Origin of the sequence: Pediococcus pentosaceus (genome assembly GCF_001437285.1) — a bacterium.
GTDB lineage: Bacteria > Bacillota > Bacilli > Lactobacillales > Lactobacillaceae > Pediococcus > Pediococcus pentosaceus.
The window spans coordinates 261,687-281,815 of sequence record NZ_JQBF01000002.1 but is presented as its reverse complement, the minus strand read 5'-3'; the positions used below and the strand labels follow the sequence as shown (position 1 = coordinate 281,815).

Sequence of the window (20,129 nt, the reverse complement as noted above, 5' to 3'; positions counted from 1 at the left end):
GGGGGTGAGAACTTATGTCAGAAACATCTGAAGAAAAAATTAAAAGAATTGCACGTGAAATTTACGGCGCAGTTGGTGGTATCGAAAATGTTGAAAAATTAATTCATTGTATGACTCGTGTCCGAATGACCATTAGAAATGATGACAAAGTAGATATCAAAAAACTGAAAAATATTAATGGGGTATTAGGAGTCGTTGAAGAAGACACCCTCCAAGTAATTGTCGGGCCAGGAACTGTAAATAAAGTGGCTGATGAAATGGTGAAAGAAGCTGGAGTTAAATTGGGTGAGTCATTTCCTAATATAGAAATAGATACAACCGGTATGACTGATAAAGAAATCGTTGAGGCTAAGGCTGCTAAAGTAAAGGCTGCACAAAAAGCTAAGCAAAAACAAACTCCCATTAAGCGAATTTTAAAATCCATTTCGAATATTTTCATACCGTTAATTCCAGCGTTTGTCGGAGCTGGATTAATTGGTGGTGTAGCTGCGGTAATGTCTAATTTAATTGTTGCTGGAGATATAAGTAAAAGCTATACTGATTTTGTCGCAATTTTGAAATTCATTCAAAATGGTGTATTTTCATATTTAGCAATTTATGTCGGAATTAACGCGGCAACTGAATTTGGTGCAACAGCTGGATTAGGCGGTGTCATAGGTGCGGTAACGTTATTACCTGGAATGGATATTAATGCACCTTTGCATAATATTTTTAATGGTCAACCAATGAGCGCTGGTCAAGGAGGAATTATCGGTGTAATATTTGCCGTTTGGTTACTTTCTTTAATTGAAAAAAAGTTACATAAATGGGTTCCGGATGCAATTGACATTATAGTAACTCCAGCACTTTCTTTACTTATAATTGGAGTATTTACAATTTTTATTATTATGCCTATAGCTGGTGTTATTTCAAGTTCGTTAGTTGGAGCTATTAATTGGATTCTAAATGTCGGCGGAGCATTTTCTGGATTCATTTTAGGAGCACTATTCTTGCCGATGGTTATGTTTGGGCTTCATCAAATCTTAACGCCGATTCATATTGAAATGATTAATAAAACTGGTTCGACCCCATTATTACCAATTTTAGCTATGGCAGGTGCTGGACAAGTTGGAGCTGCGATTGCACTTTGGCTCAGATGTCGTAAAAATAAACAGCTTACAAATATGATTAAAGGTGCTCTTCCAGTTGGTATTTTAGGTATCGGAGAACCATTAATATATGGTGTTACTTTACCATTAGGTCGTCCGTTTATCACAGCTTGTATTGGTGGCGGAATTGGGGGAGCTGTCGTTGGTGGATTAGGCCATGTTGGTGCCATTGCCATAGGCCCATCAGGATTAGCGTTAGTTCCTTTGATTACGAATGGACATATGATGTCTTATGTGCTGGGGTTATTAGCAGGATACGTTGGTGGATTTGTAGCAACATATTTCTTTGGAATTCCAAAGGATGCAATTCTTGGAGAAGCAACAACTGTTGAGACAGACGCTTTACCCCAAAATGGAAATAAGAAGGTAATTGATCCAAATGTTGCAATGACTACGATAACGGCTCCTGTTATTGGTAAGAAAGTTGCAATCGATACAGTAAGTGATCCAATGATGGCCCAGGAAGTAATGGGAAAAACAGTAGCTATAATACCTGATATTAATTCTAAAATCTATGCCCCGGTAGATGGGAAAGTTACTATGATAGCAGACACAAAACATGCAATCGGTTTTATGGATAAAATTGGTGAAGAAGTCCTAGTTCATATGGGGGTCGATACTGTTAAGTTAAATGGCAAGTATTTTAATTTAAATATTCAAGTGGGCGATACTGTTAAACATGGAGATGTATTGGGTACAGTTGATTGGCAAAAAATTATTGGCGCTGATTTTGATCCAGTTACAATGACGATTGTTACTAACACATCCGATTTTAAGATTGACGAAATTGAATCAAATATACAGACTAAAGATAATACCGTATTAATGGATAGTAGGATAAAATAACTATATTAACTAAGTATTCAAATTTAGAAGATCGGATATTTTCCGGTCTTTTTGGATATATTACTATAATTTATAATTAGGAGCTAATGTTAAAACTGACAAATATGTGGGAGTTCAAAGTTTTATGAAAAATATTTTATTTACATTGAGTAACGATTTTGAAAAATTTTCAAGATCTGAGCAGAAAGTAGCCCGATTTATGATCGATTATCCGCGAGAGGTGATTCAGATGAACGCCGAAGAAATTTCTGATCGAACTCAAGTAAGTCCGGCGACTGTAGTTAGGTTAGCAAAAAAAATTTGTAAGAGTGGTTTACCAGGTTTAAAGATCCAAGTTGCGTCAGAAATAAAAGTAGATGATTCTTTGTATACTGAAGTTAATCCATCGGATGACTTGGATGTTATGAAACATAAGCTGGAGTTTCGAATAAGTCATGCAATCGGACAAACTAACCAAATATTACTTAAAGATGATGTAAAAAAAGCAACCGATGTTGTTGAGCAAGCTGATGATATCTACGTATTTGGGATGGGTGCATCTAATTTAGTGGCAGAGGATTTTCAACAAAAGTTTATTCGAATTGGAAAATCTGTTATCCAAACATTAGATACACATCTAATGGCGGTCGGATTAGCCAGACCTAATTCAGTATTAATTGTTGTTTCAGATTCGGGTGAGACTAAGGAAAGTTGCCACATAACCAGAGTAGCTAGTTCGCTAAATATACCAATAATCGCCATTACGCATGCACGTAACAGTACTATCGCAAAAAATAGTACTGTTACGCTAATTTACGATGACGGTGGTGAAAGTGGAGTGTTACGGACTGCTGCAACCACGTCATTGTTAGCTCAATTGTACGTGGTTGATTTACTCTACTATGCATATTTAACCGAAGATTTTAGTAATAATAAGACTCGTTTAGTTCAGTCAAAGACGATTATTGCTGAAAATTTTGGTAAGTAAGGTTTAGAGAACTAATATGTAGCTGAAAGATACTTCTTAAAAAGGCCAATTCGTGAGAATTGGCCTTTTATTATAGATATATTTATTTATTAGAACCCCCCGGATGTTTGATTTATAACCGAACTCCTTTAGACTCTAAATTTTCCAGACATTCAATTAAATACTGTTGATCATGTTCTGGATAGATTGGGGAAGTTAGTGGGTAAGCACATAATGCTAAATAAGGCGGACAATGGAAACCACGGAAAGTTGGTTCAAACCATTTAGGGTTAGGATGATAACCTCGTGACTGCATCTCAGCTAATACTAATCGATGAAATTGATAAAGTTTGTAAGGAGAATGAGTAAAAACATAATCAACGTTTGCGTGTTTTTTACCCCAACCGTTACCTCGTAAGGCTGCAATTTCTCGATGCTGTCCTAAAAGCTGGGCACGTGGTAGTTTAGAAATTAATTTTTCATGCCATAATCGCATACAGACGACCCCCCATTTTTAATTTAAGCATAGCGTAATTTAAAGATAATTAACACTAACTTGACTGATGAATTCTCACTAGCATACCTCTGAGTTAAATATGTATTTTTTAGAACGGATATGATATAAATAGCTACAAAATAGTTTTTTTGGAAATATTTAAAGAAATCTACTTAAAAACTTTTTAGCTGACAAAGTTTAGCTTATTTGTAGTAAATTTAAATCTTATGTGAGGTATAAAATGAAAACGTTTTTAACAGCCACATCTTTAAAAAAAGTGGTTTTATTAGATTATCTACTAGAAAGCGGGGCATGGTGTTCTACTAAAGAATTAGCAAAAGTAATCGGTGTAACGGATAAATCAATTTTAAATTATTTGGAAGAATTTAAGCAGTTATTCAAGTCGACCGATCAGAAAATCAGATTATTCAACGACCATAATAAAAATTTTCGAATTATAAAAGAAGAAGATTTTCCTATCTATACAATTTATTTGAAATTCTATCACGCCTCTTACAATTACAAATTAATTGATTTTATGTACCATAACCCTCACCAACGATTGGCTGACTATGCAGATAGTCAGTTTACGAGTATATCAACAGTTTTTAGATACGCTAAATTACTAAAATCGTATTTCAAACGTTATAAAATTCAATTTTTACCGTATAAGTTGGAATTAAAAGGAGATGAAATCAATATTCGTAGTTTTTATTATTACTTTTATTGGAACTCCACACGGGAAATGCGGAATAATTGGCCATTTAATACTGAATTAGCAAAACTCGATGAGTATATTGCTAATTTTGAAGAGATATACGGCATTAGTTTAGATCCTATTCAGCGTAAAAAATTTGCTTATTGGCTAGCAATTACCTTAGAACGAAGCCAGATTGCACCACTAAATATGAAGATCGCCAAGAAGCAAATCATTGATAACGATCCTAATTTTGATTTAATGTGGCAATGGAACAAAAAAGGAGAACTCACCTTAAATCAAGATGAGTTATATTTTTTGTATCAAGTTATATATGTATTTGGAATTATCGATGGTAATCCAAATTATGAGAATAGATATGCATTAGCACACCAGAAAAATCAAACGCATGCCTATCAGGCCGTAATGAATTTGGCATTGGTCATTAAAAAAACATTTAACTTCCAGTTAGGAACCACGGATTTAGAACTAATGTTTAATTTTATAGCATTTCATGAACGTAGTACTTTTTTTTATGGAAATTCTGACGTGTTTTTCAACCGTTCTTACATAATGGAGTTGAAAGAAGAACATCCTAGAAAATATCAAATTATGCAAAAATTAAAGGAACAGTTAGTTAAACATTCTAACCAATCAGTTACTAACTTATTAGCTAATTGGGAACAATTATTTTTGAATTATTACTTCATCTTAGATTACTATGATCTGTTCGCAAAAAAAGTTACACCAGTTAAAATTCTAGTACAAGACGACTTACACCATACGCATCGACTATGGTTGATGAACAAAATTCGTGCTTACTTTGGTCATTCTTTTGCTTTTGAATTTTACGACTATAAAACACCAGTTTCAAAAGTAGATTTGGTAATTTCTAATTACTATATTGATACTAAAAATTGTCCACTTATTTTAATGAAAAACTTACCTACAGAACGTAATTGGCGGCAGTTAGGCGCAATGCTTTATCGCTTAACCAAATAAAAGATGTAATTAGGTTAATTGCATCTTTTTTTATTGCCTAAAACACTTTAATTTTTTTCAGAATCAAGAAAAAAATTAGACTAGTAAGTTCCTCAGATGACATGCGAAAATAATTTTAAATCAAATGATTGATTAGATTTGAGGGGGAAGTATGCAATGAATAAAATGATGCTAACGACAATTGCAATCGGTGTGTTTGCGATAAACACCAATACAGCAATGGCTTCACAAATATCAGAAGCAACGAATCACACGGATGTAACTTTAACAGCTGGTTCTGGAAAGGATGTTTATCCTGTTGTGCCCGATGATACCCATGACGATGACTCGGGAACAGGAGACATGGGGTCACTAACAATCCCGTATGCTTCAAACATTACATTCGGAGAACATGAAATTAAGCAAGCAGACGCGGATTACTACGCCTTAAACCAAAAACCACATGTTCAAGTTAATGACACTCGTGGTGGTGCAAAAGGTTGGTCTTTAGGGATTGCAATTACACCTTTTGTAGGTGCTAATGGAAAAGAACTCGTAGGTGCTCAGATGTCCTTATCTAATGGGAAGGTGGTAACTAAGAATAATAAATCGGCCATGCCAAAAATCACTCAAGATAGCTTTAAATTAAATCGAGCATATCAAGTGGTAATGACTGCTAAGGAAGGCGAAGGAGCGGGGGCTTTTGCAGCTGTTTTTGAAGGTAAAAATGGTAATAACGAAAATGTTAAACTCCACGTACCACGTGCAGGAGTTGAAGCGCAAAGTTATTCAGCCGAGTTAACTTGGGTATTGACCGATGCGCCATCTTAGTATAAATAATCAGCACATTAAGAGTAGATTACTTAGTATTATTCTAATTTATATAATGACGTTGCTGCTAACACTTATTTTTCCAAATTCAATTAGTGCAAGCGGAAAAGTAAGTAATCAAGTAACGTTTAATGCTGAAGCAATTTTACCGAAAAATCAGCATTCCGAAGTTAGTTACTACGACTTACGGGTACGTCCAGGAGCTACGCAAAAGTTATTTATTCGACTTCGTAACTTAACCAATGCAGAGCAAACCATTATGGTTAAAACTAATAATGCGATAACTAATCAGAATGGAGCTATTGATTATTCTAAATCAAACGCCCCATTACTAGGCGGCCCTACTTTTAAACAGCTTATTTCAGGACCACAAACGGTCTTACTTAAGCCTAAGGAAGTTCGAAGAGTTAGCTTTCAGTTGAAGATTCCACCAAAAGGTTTTAAAGGAACGGTTTTAGGAGGATTTTATTGTTACACAAAACCAGTTAAGACTGCCACTAGTGCATCAGGTTTAAGTTTGACCAATAATTTTGCTTATACCATTGGCGCAAAGTTAGAGTGTGCAAACTCTAAAATACAACCTAAGTTAAGTTTGATAAAGGCTATACCAGGATTAGATAATGGCTATTTATCAGTTTTTGCTACTTTACAAAATGTAGCTCCTGTATTGTTGAGTAAATTAGACATGCGGGCTACCGTAACCAAAAAAAATCACCATGAAATTTTAAAGAGAACGCATAAGAAGATCTCGATTGCACCGCGAACACGTTTTCGACTACCCATTAGTTGGAATGATGAACCCTTAAAAAGTGGAAGATATGTGTTAACCATTGATTTAAGTAGTTCTACGGGCAAGAAATGGCAACTTATTCAGGAATTTAAAATTACAGGAGACGATGCCAAATTAAATCAAAAGGCTGTTGAACTTAAAAAAACAGATAATAAACTGTTTTATCTAATAATAGGACTTTTGGTTGGAATAATTGTAATTTTGAGCGGTTATATTTATTACGTAAAACAGAAAAATAATAAAACGGAGAAGTAAGATGAAATTTTGGGGAGGAATAATATTATTTACATTAATACTTAACATTAATGGAATTGCGTTAGCTAACGAACCTACTAATAGTAAAATCGGGATTACTTTTTATCAAAATGACGCTGCTAGCCAAGTTGTACCAATGCAAAAAGTCGCTCAACCCACTAAGAAAAGTCCAAAACAAACCGCTACTCCAAGTACCAGACCACAATATTTACCACAAACTAGTGAAGATATTGCGATGGGGATGGTTTGGATTGGGTTAGGTTTGATTTGCTATATACTGATCAAAAATGGAATTAAAAAAATTCTTGTGAGTAAGAGGACGACTAATGAAAAAAGTTAAAGGTTTGTTATTAGTGGCTTTTCTCGTAAGTTTCTGCTGGATAGCTACCGACGTAAAGGCTAGCTTGAAGCCATTATCTAATCTTGAAAATTTTCAGTGGGCCAATCAAGCAGTTACGCCAGCTGAAAATACCTTTATAATGCATAGTGGTGCTCGAACAAAGGTGACTCCTTTAAAGGGCGATGCTACCACGAATCGGCTATCAGTTGATCAGAAAATAAATGTGAGTCAGGCCCTCGTAGAAAATGTTGGGTTTTATCAAGGTAAATCTGTAAATTTGCTGGTAACGTTGAAACGAAATAAAAGTAATTTAAAGGGCGGATCACTAAGCTTTGCTAAGGATTATTTTTTGGGAATTGATATTGCTGGTGAAGTAATGGTTACTTATCAATTTATTGACGCCAATCAAAATCCTCTGACGATTAAAACAGCATTTAATTACTTCGGTCTTAATTCCAATAAGTACATTGGATACCAAGATTACAATTCTGTAATTAGTGCGGTTTACGCAAATAACCCGACTAATATCAGGTATGAATCAGAAAATCAATGGATGTATTTAAAAAATACTACAGTTGGGATTCCGTGGCGAGATCCGCGCCAAAGTTTTGAAGTAGTTACTAAACCCATTTCCCAAGTTACTTTTGCGGTACACAATAATGACAGTACACCTTCATCGTTAGTTTATTTAACTGAATTTTTAGCAAGGCCTGAGTCTGCGCCAGCTTATGCGGAAAGTAGCGATTTTAACCAAGCTAATAATGGCGTCTATTTGGCAGCTCAACAGATGGTACCTAGTACTAATAGTTTCACATCTGAGGTTAGTTTTAATTTGGAACATGTTTATAATAGTGAACAATATATTCCAGAACGGATTAAAGTTACTAATTTTGATGGGAAAGATGTAACGCAATACTTTGATTGGCGAATTGAGAATCAGAAAGTCTACATCAAGACTAGGCCAGCTGCTACTAAAGCAATAACCGATACTACGTTGCATTATAAAGTATATTTAAAGTGGCTTGAAGCTAAAAAAACTGTAGATCCAACTCGGGTTGTTAACGGAAAATTAGATTTACCGTTTGACGTATCAACGAACATCAATGGGCAAGCTGTAGGTAAAAGTAGCGCAGTTTCGACTGTAGACTATGTTGGTAGGGTGAATGTTGTTTTTTTAGCGGACAATGGTTTCGAGGTACTTCGCGCTCGAGAAGTTAAAAGTGGCATTTTAACCACGAAATTTGACGTGACTGATATATATCCTGAAATTGCAGGTTACATTCCCATCAAGAATGATGCAGTTCAAGATACTGGTACATTCTTACCAGGAAATAAAACAATCATTCACCGGTACCGTAAAGGCGAAAAACTTAGTTTTAAACTAAAAAATCTAGGAGATACACTCTATATTTCACGATTTTCTAATCAAAGCAAACTTACATTTTCCTTTACGCACGAAGATGGAGCAAAAGTTAGATTGGTAGGAAACTGCGCGGGAGAAAAGCGAATACTAAAAGAGTATTCCAACGCTGCTCATCAGGTTGATGATGAAATTATATGCCAATTTCCAAAGTCATGGATTAATAAAAAGGTAGATTTTTACCTCGAAGATGACCAACATCAAATGTCGAATAAAGAAACTCGGATAATTAAACAAGAACGCGGACCGGAGCTGTCATTACCTAGTAAAATCGACTTTGGTTCGCACGAAATTCCGCTGGAAATTACGGTCTGTTCACTAACTAGAGCAGAGTGGGTACATGTTAAAGATCGTAGTGAGCTTGACCACTACCCGTGGATTTTAAAGGTTCGAGAAGAACATCCACTAACTAACCAAAACGACCAGAAGCTTATATCAAGGCTTTATTTTAAGGGTAACGTAATCAACGGAGAAAATCAGACGATTGGGCAAGATACTGGGAACTTAAATTTAGATTTAAGCCAGTATCTCCAACTGGTGCTAGAACCTACGGATCAAATTGGTAGTTACCATGGTGAATTAAGATGGACATTGGAAGATGCCCCCAACTGATTAATATTTTTTCAAGCAAGCTGAATCAGAAACTTCATGAGACTAGCTAACCAATCCTTTAGTTTTGGTTAGCTAGTTTTTTAGTACCCAGAGATTATATTGCAACGGTAAACATAAATTTCAGTTATAATCGTCCGAAAATAGTTAACGTTGTGATTCGATTAGCACTTTACTTAACAGAGTGCTAAAAAGGAGTTATAATACAGTTGTAAGTGAAAAAGAGTGTTTTTACTTAGTTTTAAGACACAATTTTACTTGATTTAATTAACGGAGGTGTTGTTATATGGCCAATTTTTACGGAAATGATCCTTTTTTCAACAATGATATGGATGATATTTTTAATCAAGTATTTAAACGTATGGGGAATCCTAACTCAGATTCTGCCCGCTACTTGGTTAATGGTCAATCGTTAACTCCAGATGAGTTTGCTCAATATCGAGCGACTGGTAAATTACCAGAACAAGCAAAAACAATTGAAGTATCTAAAGATGGACAACAAGCCCTTAAAAAGGGTGGTATTTTAGAAAAACTAGGCACCAACTTAACAGAACAAGCACGCGATGGATTACTAGATTCAGTTATTGGACGTGAAAATGAAATTCAAGAAACAGCGGAAATTTTAAGCCGTCGAACCAAAAATAATCCAATTTTAGTTGGGGATGCAGGTGTTGGTAAAACAGCCATCGTTGAAGGACTGGCTCAAGCAATTGTAAATGGTAAAGTTCCAGAAGCAATTCGGGACAAAGAAATTTACTCTATTGACTTGTCCTCCTTAGAAGCTGGAACTCAATATCGCGGTTCTTTTGAAGAGAATATCAAAGACTTAGTCAAGGAAGTTAAGGCTGCTGGCAATATTATTCTATTCTTTGATGAAATCCACCAGATAATTGGTACTGGTTCAACAGGTGGTGAAGACGGTGGTAAAGGCTTAGCTGATATTATCAAGCCAGCATTGTCTCGTGGTGAACTAACCGTTATTGGCGCCACTACCCAAGATGAATATCGAAATACAATTTTGAAAAACGCAGCTTTGGCTCGTCGATTCAATGATGTTGTAGTCAATGAACCTAATGCTGAAGACACGCTTGAAATTCTAAAGGGTATCAAAAACTTGTATGAGGAACATCACCATGTAAAATTGCCAGATGATGTTTTGAAGGCAACGGTAGATTACTCCATCCAATATATTCCACAAAGAACGCTACCAGATAAAGCAATTGATTTGATTGATATGACAGCGGCTCATTTGGCAGCACATCAGCCTGAAAATGATGAAACAGCTTTAAAGGAAAAGCTCAATCAATTGCAAAAAGAAAAAGATCAAGCGGTGGAAAAAGAAGACTTTAAGCGGGCTGCGGATTTGAAGCAACAAATCGAGGCTACTAATAAGCAAATTGATAATGTAGGTAAGAAGGAAGAAGTAGTGGCTACCGTCGATGATGTTGCTCAATCAGTAGAACGATTAACGGGAATTCCAGTCTCAGATATGGGTGCTAATGATATTGAACGGTTAAAAGATTTGGATAGTCGCTTAAAGAGTAAAGTTATCGGTCAAGATGAAGCGGTAGCAATGGTTGCTAGAGCTATTCGTCGGAATCGAGCAGGCTTTTCAGAAGGTGAACAGCCTATTGGTAGTTTCCTATTTGTTGGTCCAACCGGGGTTGGTAAAACTGAATTAGCTAAACAATTAGCATTAGACATGTTTGGTGATAAGGATGCAATCATTCGATTGGATATGAGTGAGTATTCAGATCGGACCGCTGTTTCAAAATTAATTGGTACATCAGCTGGTTATGTAGGCTATGATGATAACTCTAATACCTTAACGGAAAGAGTACGTCGAAATCCTTATTCAATCGTATTACTAGATGAAATTGAAAAAGCCGATCCACAAGTATTGACGCTTTTGCTTCAGGTAATGGATGACGGTCGTTTGACGGATGGTCAAGGTAATGTAATTAACTTCAAGAATACCATTATTATTGCTACATCCAATGCTGGATTTGGTAATGAAAAGTTAACTGGTGATGCAGACAAAGACCAAACTTTAATGGATAAGTTGGCTCCATTCTTCCGTCCAGAATTCCTAAACCGGTTCAATGGAATCGTTGAATTCTCACATCTAACTAAGAAAGATTTAAGTCAGATTGTTGATTTAATGATTTCTGATGTTCAAAAAACACTAGCGAAAAAGGATTTGACTTTGAAAGTAACCGATGCAGCTAAGGATTGGTTGATGGAACAAGGATATGACGAAGCAATGGGAGCTCGTCCATTAAGAAGGGTGATTGAACAACAAATTCGTGATAAGGTAACAGATTTCTATTTAGATCATTTGGATATTAAGCATTTAAAAGCTGATTTGAAGGATGATCAAATCGTGATTGAGCAAGCCTAACTTAGCAGACAGCTTACTTTGGGCTTTGTTTACGAAAAGCGAGGATGACAGATTAATTTCTGTGATCTTCGCTTTTTATTTTGGTTTTGGTTCAGAATGAGGATTATTGGTTTTGTTATTTTAATAACTAAAATTTGTCTCAGTTCAGAAAATATTTTTTCAAAAATAAAGTTATGTCGGTTACCAATTTAGCTAAAGGTAAGAATTAGTAATCTTAAAACTTTATCCATTCAATCCAAAAACCAAAACTGAAAAAACCATGCTAAAATAAAGAGTATTAGATTAACAGTAGCTTAGTTTAAATATAAAAAATGGCATAAAAAGCCCAACGAAATAGGAGTTAAACAAACATGGCAATTATCCAATGGTACCCTGGCCATATGGCGAAGGCAATTCGTCAGGTCGAAGAAAAATTAAAACTAGTTGATATCGTATTTGAACTAGTAGACGCACGGATCCCAGTGTCGTCACGAAATCCAATGATTGAAGATGTTATTAAAAGTAAACCTCATCTTTTAATCTTAACGAAGGCTGATTTAGCAGATCCTAAAGAAACTAAAAAATGGCTAGATTACTATAAATCACGGAACGAATATGCTATCGCATTGAATTCTAAAGAGCCCTCAACTGAAAATATCATTTTGAAGAAAACGCAAGAAATTTTAGCCGACAAGCTAGCTAATAAGGCTGATCGTGGAATTAAGAATGCTGAAATTCGGTCCATGTGTATTGGAATCCCCAACGTTGGTAAATCTACGTTGCTTAACCACTTAGTTAATAAGAAAGTGGCAATTACAGGCGACCGCCCTGGGGTAACGAAAAAACAACAATGGTTGCGTTCACGTCGCGGACTATATCTTTTAGATACTCCCGGAATTTTATGGCCTAAATTTGAAGACCAAAACGTAGGAAATAAATTGGCCTTTACTGGAGCGATTAAAGATAATTTATTCGCTAACGACGATGTTGTAATCTATGGTCTAAATATATTCATCAACCATTATCGTGAAGGATTGATGGAACGTTATCATTTAACAGAAGACGATTTAGAAATGGAATTACCTGAATTGTTACTACTAATTACTCAAAAATTAGGGATGCGTGACGACTACGATCGTGCTAGTCAGCGAATCTTGTTAGACGCACGTAAAGGAAAACTGGGCCGTTTCACTTTAGACTTTGTAGAGGAGTTTAAAGACCTTGGCGACGATTAAGGAAATTAAGACGCAGCTTTTAAGTGTTTATACACTAGATGACCCATTATTAGTTGAACTTTCAGAAGATCCGCGAACTGGTGTTCAACGCTTAATTAAACATAAACAAAAGGAAATTAATCAATTAAGATTAAAAGAAGAAGCATTTCAAGCACGATTTACGTTAGAACGAGAATTATGGTCAAATGGAATTGACTTAGTAGCGGGGATTGATGAAGTGGGTCGGGGATGTTTAGCGGGTCCGGTCGTCACTGCCAGTGTAGTCTTGGATGAAACTTTCGATTTAATCGACGTTAATGACTCTAAGCAGCTCAGTAGTGAATTGCGAGAGGAATTATATGCCAAAATCCTTACAGAGGCTGTGAGCGTCGGTATTGGCGTCTGTTCTAACCAAAAAATTGATGAAGTTAATATTTTAAATGCTACAAAACTTGCGATGCGAGAAGCAGTGGGTAACTTAAATGTTACTCCACAACATTTGTTGATTGATGCAGTCAATGCGCCAATAGAAATCCCAAAAACTGTGATGTTTAAGGGTGATTCTAAAAGTATCAGTATTGCAGCCGCTTCAATTGTTGCCAAGGTATATCGTGACCATCTAATGCGTTCTTATGCTGCAATCTATCCAGGCTACGGATTTGATAAAAACGTGGGTTACGGTACTAAGCAACATATTGAGGGGTTAAAAACTTATGGGGTAACTCCCATCCATCGTCAGACTTTTGAACCGGTACCTGAATTTTTAATAAAATAAATTAACCTAAAAACACGTAAAGTACATTTGAGGTGATCAAATGGAAATACGTGATTTTTTGATTAGAGTAAAAGTGGGTACGAATTTAGGCATTAAAAAGCAGTATCAAATTTACCAAGAAATTCGTAAAAGTCCCAATTTATCCATTGCAGAGTGGATTGAAACAACGAAACTAATTAAGGAAAGTCAAAAAGATGAATTAACTGCCACATTACAAAGTGAACAACTAACCCACGAAATCCAAATTAATGAACAAAGTGGGGGAATTCTAACCATTCTAGATGAAATGTACCCTAAGCTACTACGGGAGATATATTGCCCACCGACAGTTTTGTTTTACAATGGAAATCTATCGCTACTAAGCCATCAACGTGCTATTGCAATTGTAGGCGCCAGGATGATGACGAGTTATGGTGAACAAGCCATTAAATGTTTAATTCCGGGCGTAGTAGCTAATCAATTAACCACCGTTAGTGGTTTAGCTAAAGGAGTTGATGCGTTGGTTCACGAAGCAACTTTAGCAAACGCAGGGTCTACCATTGCCGTAATTGGAAATGGGCTCGATATCACCTACCCTAAGCAAAACGCTCAGCTTCAAAATCAAATTCAAAAAGAAGGTTTAATTCTGAGTGAATATCCTCGGGGAGCTCGACCATTAAGACATCATTTTGTAGAACGTAACCGAATTATTGCCGGATTGACCACCGCAACATGCGTAGTGGAAGCAAGAAAGAATTCTGGGAGCTTAATCACGGCTAGTCTGGCACTCACGGAAAATCGAAATGTTTTAGCAATTCCGGGGAGTATTTTCAGTGGTAATAGTCAAGGGACCAACCAGTTAATTGCAGCTGGTGCTCGGCCATTAATCGAATTGGATGACGTTCTAGAAGAAGTTTTGTAAGGAATATTATATCTAGGCATGAAAGGACGCTATGTAGAATTTCATCGTCTAGGAAGTTATACTTGTATATGTAAATATTAAATTTTGAGGTATATGCATGATTACAATCAAAGATGTGGCTAAAGAAGCTGGAGTATCAGTTTCGACAGCTTCTCGAGCACTAAATAATAATCCTAGAATTAGTGCAACAACCATTGAAAAAGTTAAGAAAATTGCTAAAGAATTAGACTATAAGCCCAATGCCAGCGCCAAAACTTTGTCCCTAGGCAAAGCTAATGAAATTGGGGTGATTTACCCAGTAACCGCTGACGAAGATCCTGCTAATCCGTTTCATATTGACTTAATGCGAGGAATTAACACAGCGTTACAACTCAAAAACTTTGTTTTATCTGTCGCAATTTGTCAAACCGAAGAAGCGTTATTAAACAATGTGAAAAGAATGGTGGAACAAAGCCAAATTCACGATTTCTTGTTACTATATTCCAAAGCAGATGATGTAGTAACCAATTATCTTAGGAAGCAAGAGTTAAACTTTGTTATTATTGGTGAACCGACGAATGAAAATGATCGTTTTATTGATAATGACAATATTTTAGCGGGGCGCAAGGTCACTGAATTTATGCTTAACCAATATAATGCTAAACATCCACTTTTTCTCAGATCTACTTATAATTGGGAATATGAAAAAAAGCGTGAGTTAGGATATCAGCAAGTGATGAGCACTAAAAGTGGTTCAAGCCCCTTAATATATAAACTTGAAAAAAACGATAATAAAGTAGCTATCGATAAATATATGAAACACCATTTTGAAATTGATGCCATTATTGGAGCGGATGATATTGAATTGCTAAGCTTTTATCATCTATTAAAAGAAAATCAGCATATTAAAAACATCCCCGCGATTTGTTTTAATAATAGTAGGTTAATTAGTCTAGCCGGCCCCACCGTTAATAAAGTTGATTTAAGACCACGGGAACTAGGTAAAAAAGCGGTTGAACTACTATTCGATTCCGAATTAAGAAAAGCGACAGTCGGGTTTGATATTATTTAAGAAAAGAGGAATACCTCTTTTTTATTTTGTCAAAAAAGCAAACGCTTGCACAATTTAAGTGCAAACGCTTGCGCAATTTAAATCTCTATGTTAAATTAATAACATGAAAGCGCTTCATAAAAATTAAAAGGGGTTGTTATCATTGGCAGATAAGACAAGTGGGAAGGGTCTTCCGACGCTTCCAAAAAATTTGATTTGGATGATTAATTTTGGTTTTCTTGGTGTTCAAACTGCATTTACATTACAGAGTTCCCAAATGTCGCGTATTTTTCAAACGATTGGAGCGGATCCAAACAACTTAGGGTGGTTTTTCATTCTTCCACCTTTGGCAGGTTTGATTGTACAGCCTATCGTAGGTTACTACTCCGATCGAACGTGGAAACCACGTTTAGGTGGTAGAAGGTTACCTTATCTAATTCTAGGAACCTTAATTGCTGTTATTGTGATGCTACTGCTACCGAATTCAGGTAGTTTTGGATTTGGTTATGGTTCATTAATGGCACTTTGGTTTGGGGCGATTACGGTGGCTTTTCTAGACCTATCTTCCAACGTTGCTATGCAACCATTTAAGATGATGATTGGCGACATGGTAAACGATAAACAAAAAAGTTATGCTTACGGGATTCAAAGTTTCTTATCTAATACTGGTGCAGTTTTAGCAGCTATTTTTCCTTTCCTTTTAACTTGGCTGGGAGTTGCCAACACTGCGAATAAGGGCGTCGTTCCTCAATCAGTTGTTATTTCATTCTATGCAGGTGCAATTTTATTAATTATAACTAGTTTATTTACAGTATTTAGAGTAAAAGAATATGATCCAGCGACTTATGCAATGTATCACGGAATTAGCGAAAAAGAGAATAGTGAAGGTGGCAATTGGATTACGCTTTTAAAGAAAGCTCCTAAAGCATTTTGGACCGTCACGTTAGTACAATTCTTCTGTTGGTTCGCTTTTCAATACCTCTGGACATATTCAGCAGGTGCAATTGCTCAAAACGTTTGGCATACTGCTAATGCATCTTCGGCCGCATATCAAGCAGCTGGTAACTGGTACGGCGTTTTAGCAGCGGTTCAATCGATTGCAGCGGTAGCATGTTCATACATTTTGGCTAAATTACCCAATCGATTCCACAAATCAGGTTACGCAGTTAGTTTAATTCTTGGTGCGCTTGGTTTTGTATCCGTTTTCTTTGTTCATAATCAATACATTTTAATTGTTTCTTATATCCTAGTTGGAATTGCTTGGGCTGGAATGAATACTTACCCATTAACCATCGTAACAAATGCTTTATCTGGAAATCATATGGGAACTTACTTAGGATTATTCAACGGTTCAATTTGTTTACCACAGATTGTGGCATCCTTACTTAGCTTTGGCTTATTCCCACTTCTCGGTAGCTCACAAGCTAATATGTTCCTACTTGCTGGTGCAGTAATGCTTTTAGGAGCCTTTGCCGTAGGAACAATCAAAGAAACTTTTGCTGAATAATTAAACATAGATAAGGAGAACAATCATGATTCGAACATTTAATATAGCACCTTGGCACATTGAAACTAACCAGTGGGATCCCGAAAATAAAAGAATTCAAGAATCAATCACCAGCCTAGGCAATGAAAATCTGGGTATGCGAGGATTTTATGAAGAGGGTTATTCCGGAGACACTTTAGAAGGAATTTATCTCGGAGGAGTTTGGTATCCGGATAAAACTCGCGTTGGTTGGTGGAAAAACGGTTATCCGAAGTATTTTGGTAAGGTAATCAACTCGGTCAATTTTATGAAACTTTTAATCACGGTAAACGGTGAACAATTAGATTTGAACCATCAAGTACCGCAAGACTTTAGCCTAGACTTAGATATGCAAAAAGCTATTTTAACTCGGAGTTTTAGGGTTGAAATTGATGGCGTAAAACTGAAATTTATTTTTGAACGTTTCGTGAGTGCCGCACTTAAAGAATTAGTTGGACAACGTCTGACGATTAAAAATTTATCTGATAGCAATGCTGATATTGAAGTTATTAGTGCTATTGATGCTGATGTTTACAACGAAGATTCAAATTACGGTGAACAATTTTGGGACGTACTTGCTAAAAGTAGTCAGCAAAACGAAGTGAAAATGCTTGCCAAAACCAAGGAAAATGATTTTGGCACGGAACGCTTTACGGTAGGTTTTGATACGACCATCAAGACGGATATGGACTATGTCGGTGATGTAGAAAACGATCAATCGATCGGTCAAAAGTATCACATAGCTTTACAACCTGCTACGACTAGCATAATGGAGAAAAGAACCATTTTTGTCTCATCTAGAGATTTTGGTACAGTCGATGAAATAAACGAACAGATGCAGGAATTAACGCATACGATTAAGACGCAAAGTTTCGAGCAACTGTTAGAACAGCATGTTCAAGAATGGAAACAAAGATGGCAAAAATCAGACATTGAAATCAATGGTGATGCAGAAGCCCAACAGGGAATTCGGTTTAATTTATTCCAGCTCTTTTCTACCTATTATGGTAACGATGCGCGCTTAAATATTGGTCCTAAAGGTTTTACTGGTGAAAAATACGGTGGTGCAACCTACTGGGATACTGAAGCATTTGCCGTACCGGTATACCTAGGTGTATCGGAGTCTAAGGTCGTTCGTAACTTGTTAAAGTACCGTTACAATCAGCTGGATGGCGCCTTTGTAAATGCTAGGGAACAGGGGCTTAAAGGAGCTTTATATCCCATGGTGACTTTTAATGGGATAGAATGCCATAACGAATGGGAAATCACTTTCGAAGAAATTCATCGTAATGGCGATATTGCGTTTGCTATTTACAACTACACCCGTTATACAGGTGATCAGTCCTACGTCCTTAACGAAGGGGCTGAAGTTTTAACCGAAATTGCTCGTTTTTGGGCTGATCGCGTCCATTTTTCAGCAGAAAATGGACAATATATGATTGCTGGAGTAACTGGTCCTGATGAATATCAAAATAACGTTGATAACAATTGGTATACCAATTTATTGGCGCGGTGGACACTCCGTTATACCTTGGAAATTTTGGATCAAATCGAAGAGGACGTTGCCAAAAAAGTTAATGTATCGTCAGTAGAACGGCAACACTGGCAAGAAATTATCGATAATATGTATTTACCAGAAGATTCTAAGCGCGGAATCTTTGTCGAAAATGATGGTTTCTTAAATAAGGATTTGAAGCCAGTTAGTTCATTGCCAAAGGAACAATTGCCGCTAAATCAAAATTGGTCTTGGGACAAAATTTTACGTTCACCATATATTAAACAAGGGGATGTTCTTCAAGGAATTTGGGATTTCATTGACGATTTTTCAATGGAAGAAAAACAGCGGAATTTTGATTTTTATGAACCACTAACTGTGCATGAATCTAGTTTATCGGCTGCTATTCACTCGGTTCTTGCGGCTGACTTACACAAAGAGGCTCAAGCCGTTGAGATGTATGAACGAACCGCCCGCCTAGATTTAGATAATTATAATAATGATACTGCGGATGGTCTGCATATTACGTCCATGACGGGTGGGTGGTTAGCGATTGTTCAAGGTTTTGCAGGAATGCGGGTTCGTAATGATCAGCTACATTATGCCCCATTCTTACCGAAAAATTGGACATCTTACCGATTTAGACAACAATTCCGCGGAAGAGTAATTGAAGTTAGTGTCGATAAAAGTGCAACAAATCTTAAATTGATTAGTGGTAGCCCACTAAGCGTTGATTTAAATGGTAAGAAAGTTGAATTAAGCTGAGTGGAGGAATTAGGAATGAAATTTTCAGATATAAAGGGATTCGCTTTTGACCTTGATGGGGTTATTGCAGATACTGCGAAGTTTCACAGTCAGGCTTGGCATAATATTGCAGATCAAATTAAAGTGCCTTGGACACCAACGTTAGCAGCGAGTCTTAAAGGAGTTAGTCGCATGGATTCATTGGAATTAATCCTCGAGTCTGGCAACCGTCAAGCCGACTTTAGCTTAGCTGAAAAACAAGCCTTAGCTGAACAAAAAAATAACGAGTATCAACTTTTAATAGCTAAACTAACACCTAACGATATTTTACCTGGAATTCAAGCTTTTTTAGACGAATTAAGACAGCATGATTATCGTTTGGTACTAGCATCAGCTTCTAAAAATGCTCCTGGAATTCTTGAAAATCTAAAAGTTACAGAGTATTTTGCAGCAATCGTAGACCCTGGCTTGTTGAAAGCGGGAAAACCTGATCCCGAAATTTTTGAAAAGGCTGCTCAAGCATTACATTTACCTACCAATCATGTAGCGGGGATTGAAGATTCAGCGGCTGGCATTCAATCAATTAATGCTGCTGGTGAACTTTCAATTGGAATTGGTGATTTACCCGAAGCTCAGATCCAGTTTGATACTACAAATGAAGTTAGCTTAGCTGGCATTCGAGCACAATTAGATTAATGGTTTAGAA

Annotated in this window: 16 protein-coding genes; 15 read left to right on the top strand and 1 reads right to left on the bottom strand. The window is 36.5% G+C overall.

The window, feature by feature from the left end; all coding sequences use genetic code 11:
- The first annotated feature begins 14 nt into the window (after positions 1-14).
- Positions 15-1,994, top strand: a complete 1,980-nt coding sequence (locus IV86_RS03165) for a glucose PTS transporter subunit IIA (protein ID WP_081035676.1) — start codon at positions 15-17, stop codon at positions 1,992-1,994.
- Positions 1,995-2,118: 124 nt separating this feature from the next.
- Complete coding sequence (locus IV86_RS03160; protein WP_029258014.1) at positions 2,119-2,961, top strand: MurR/RpiR family transcriptional regulator; 843 nt, start codon at positions 2,119-2,121, stop codon at positions 2,959-2,961.
- A gap of 112 nt (positions 2,962-3,073) precedes the next feature.
- Here IV86_RS03160 and IV86_RS03155 read toward each other — a convergent pair whose 3' ends face one another.
- Entirely contained in the window at positions 3,074-3,436 is a 363-nt protein-coding gene (locus IV86_RS03155; protein WP_056979351.1) for a TIGR02328 family protein, read from the bottom strand.
- Positions 3,437-3,677: 241 nt separating this feature from the next.
- Between IV86_RS03155 and IV86_RS03150 the strand changes: the two genes are divergently transcribed.
- The 13 genes from IV86_RS03150 to pgmB all read left to right on the top strand — a co-directional run bounded on the left by IV86_RS03150 (position 3,678) and on the right by pgmB (position 20,119).
- Complete coding sequence (locus IV86_RS03150; RefSeq protein ID WP_056979350.1) at positions 3,678-5,135, top strand: AcpB/EbpR/MafR family transcriptional regulator; 1,458 nt, start codon at positions 3,678-3,680, stop codon at positions 5,133-5,135.
- 156 nt (positions 5,136-5,291) lie between these two features.
- Positions 5,292-5,945 (top strand): WxL domain-containing protein, encoded by a 654-nt coding sequence (locus IV86_RS03145; protein ID WP_056979349.1) that lies wholly within the window; start codon positions 5,292-5,294, stop codon positions 5,943-5,945.
- Entirely contained in the window at positions 5,932-6,990 is a 1,059-nt protein-coding gene (locus IV86_RS03140) for a WxLIP family cell surface protein (protein ID WP_036672953.1), read from the top strand. The genes IV86_RS03145 and IV86_RS03140 overlap by 14 nt, the downstream gene beginning before the upstream one ends.
- Position 6,991: 1 nt before the next feature.
- The gene (locus IV86_RS03135) at positions 6,992-7,330 is read left to right on the top strand and encodes a hypothetical protein (protein WP_002833102.1); all 339 of its coding nucleotides are present in this window, start codon (positions 6,992-6,994) and stop codon (positions 7,328-7,330) included.
- Positions 7,317-9,362: a hypothetical protein gene (locus IV86_RS03130; RefSeq protein WP_029257960.1), complete on the top strand. Its 2,046-nt coding sequence runs from the start codon at positions 7,317-7,319 to the stop codon at positions 9,360-9,362. The genes IV86_RS03135 and IV86_RS03130 overlap by 14 nt, the downstream gene beginning before the upstream one ends.
- Before the next feature lie 283 nt (positions 9,363-9,645).
- Entirely contained in the window at positions 9,646-11,760 is a 2,115-nt protein-coding gene (locus IV86_RS03125; protein WP_002833100.1) for an ATP-dependent Clp protease ATP-binding subunit, read from the top strand.
- Between the two features lie 350 nt (positions 11,761-12,110).
- Positions 12,111-12,974: a ribosome biogenesis GTPase YlqF gene (gene ylqF, locus IV86_RS03120; protein WP_002833099.1), complete on the top strand. Its 864-nt coding sequence runs from the start codon at positions 12,111-12,113 to the stop codon at positions 12,972-12,974.
- On the top strand, positions 12,961-13,728 hold the full coding sequence (locus IV86_RS03115) for a ribonuclease HII (protein WP_002833098.1): 768 nt from the start codon (positions 12,961-12,963) through the stop codon (positions 13,726-13,728). The genes ylqF and IV86_RS03115 overlap by 14 nt, the downstream gene beginning before the upstream one ends.
- Positions 13,729-13,768: 40 nt before the next feature.
- Positions 13,769-14,629, top strand: a complete 861-nt coding sequence (gene dprA, locus IV86_RS03110) for a DNA-processing protein DprA (RefSeq protein WP_002833097.1) — start codon at positions 13,769-13,771, stop codon at positions 14,627-14,629.
- 97 nt (positions 14,630-14,726) lie between these two features.
- On the top strand, positions 14,727-15,680 hold the full coding sequence (locus tag IV86_RS03105) for a LacI family DNA-binding transcriptional regulator (protein ID WP_002833096.1): 954 nt from the start codon (positions 14,727-14,729) through the stop codon (positions 15,678-15,680).
- Between the two features lie 199 nt (positions 15,681-15,879).
- Positions 15,880-17,166 carry an SLC45 family MFS transporter gene (locus IV86_RS03100; RefSeq protein WP_002833095.1) on the top strand — a complete coding sequence of 429 codons (1,287 nt, stop codon included), beginning with the start codon at positions 15,880-15,882 and terminating at the stop codon, positions 17,164-17,166.
- 25 nt (positions 17,167-17,191) lie between these two features.
- Entirely contained in the window at positions 17,192-19,444 is a 2,253-nt protein-coding gene (locus IV86_RS03095) for a glycoside hydrolase family 65 protein (RefSeq protein WP_002833094.1), read from the top strand.
- Positions 19,445-19,459: 15 nt separating this feature from the next.
- Positions 19,460-20,119, top strand: a complete 660-nt coding sequence (gene pgmB, locus IV86_RS03090; RefSeq protein ID WP_002833093.1) for a beta-phosphoglucomutase — start codon at positions 19,460-19,462, stop codon at positions 20,117-20,119.
- Positions 20,120-20,129 lie beyond the last annotated feature (10 nt).

Excerpts from the sequence above, each read along its gene's own strand:
- IV86_RS03155 (WP_056979351.1), bottom strand. The coding sequence starts at position 3,436 with ATGCGATTATGGCATGAAAAATTAATTTCTAAACTACCACGTGCCCAG.
- IV86_RS03150 (WP_056979350.1), top strand. The coding sequence starts at position 3,678 with ATGAAAACGTTTTTAACAGCCACATCTTTAAAAAAAGTGGTTTTATTA.
- IV86_RS03130 (WP_029257960.1), top strand. The coding sequence starts at position 7,317 with ATGAAAAAAGTTAAAGGTTTGTTATTAGTGGCTTTTCTCGTAAGTTTC.
- IV86_RS03125 (WP_002833100.1), top strand. The coding sequence starts at position 9,646 with ATGGCCAATTTTTACGGAAATGATCCTTTTTTCAACAATGATATGGAT.
- IV86_RS03140 (WP_036672953.1), top strand. The coding sequence starts at position 5,932 with ATGCGCCATCTTAGTATAAATAATCAGCACATTAAGAGTAGATTACTT.
- IV86_RS03105 (WP_002833096.1), top strand. The coding sequence starts at position 14,727 with ATGATTACAATCAAAGATGTGGCTAAAGAAGCTGGAGTATCAGTTTCG.
- IV86_RS03145 (WP_056979349.1), top strand. The coding sequence starts at position 5,292 with ATGAATAAAATGATGCTAACGACAATTGCAATCGGTGTGTTTGCGATA.
- IV86_RS03160 (WP_029258014.1), top strand. The coding sequence starts at position 2,119 with ATGAAAAATATTTTATTTACATTGAGTAACGATTTTGAAAAATTTTCA.
- dprA (WP_002833097.1), top strand. The coding sequence starts at position 13,769 with ATGGAAATACGTGATTTTTTGATTAGAGTAAAAGTGGGTACGAATTTA.
- IV86_RS03165 (WP_081035676.1), top strand. The coding sequence starts at position 15 with ATGTCAGAAACATCTGAAGAAAAAATTAAAAGAATTGCACGTGAAATT.
- IV86_RS03135 (WP_002833102.1), top strand. The coding sequence starts at position 6,992 with ATGAAATTTTGGGGAGGAATAATATTATTTACATTAATACTTAACATT.
- IV86_RS03100 (WP_002833095.1), top strand. The coding sequence starts at position 15,880 with ATGATTAATTTTGGTTTTCTTGGTGTTCAAACTGCATTTACATTACAG.
- IV86_RS03095 (WP_002833094.1), top strand. The coding sequence starts at position 17,192 with ATGATTCGAACATTTAATATAGCACCTTGGCACATTGAAACTAACCAG.
- ylqF (WP_002833099.1), top strand. The coding sequence starts at position 12,111 with ATGGCAATTATCCAATGGTACCCTGGCCATATGGCGAAGGCAATTCGT.
- pgmB (WP_002833093.1), top strand. The coding sequence starts at position 19,460 with ATGAAATTTTCAGATATAAAGGGATTCGCTTTTGACCTTGATGGGGTT.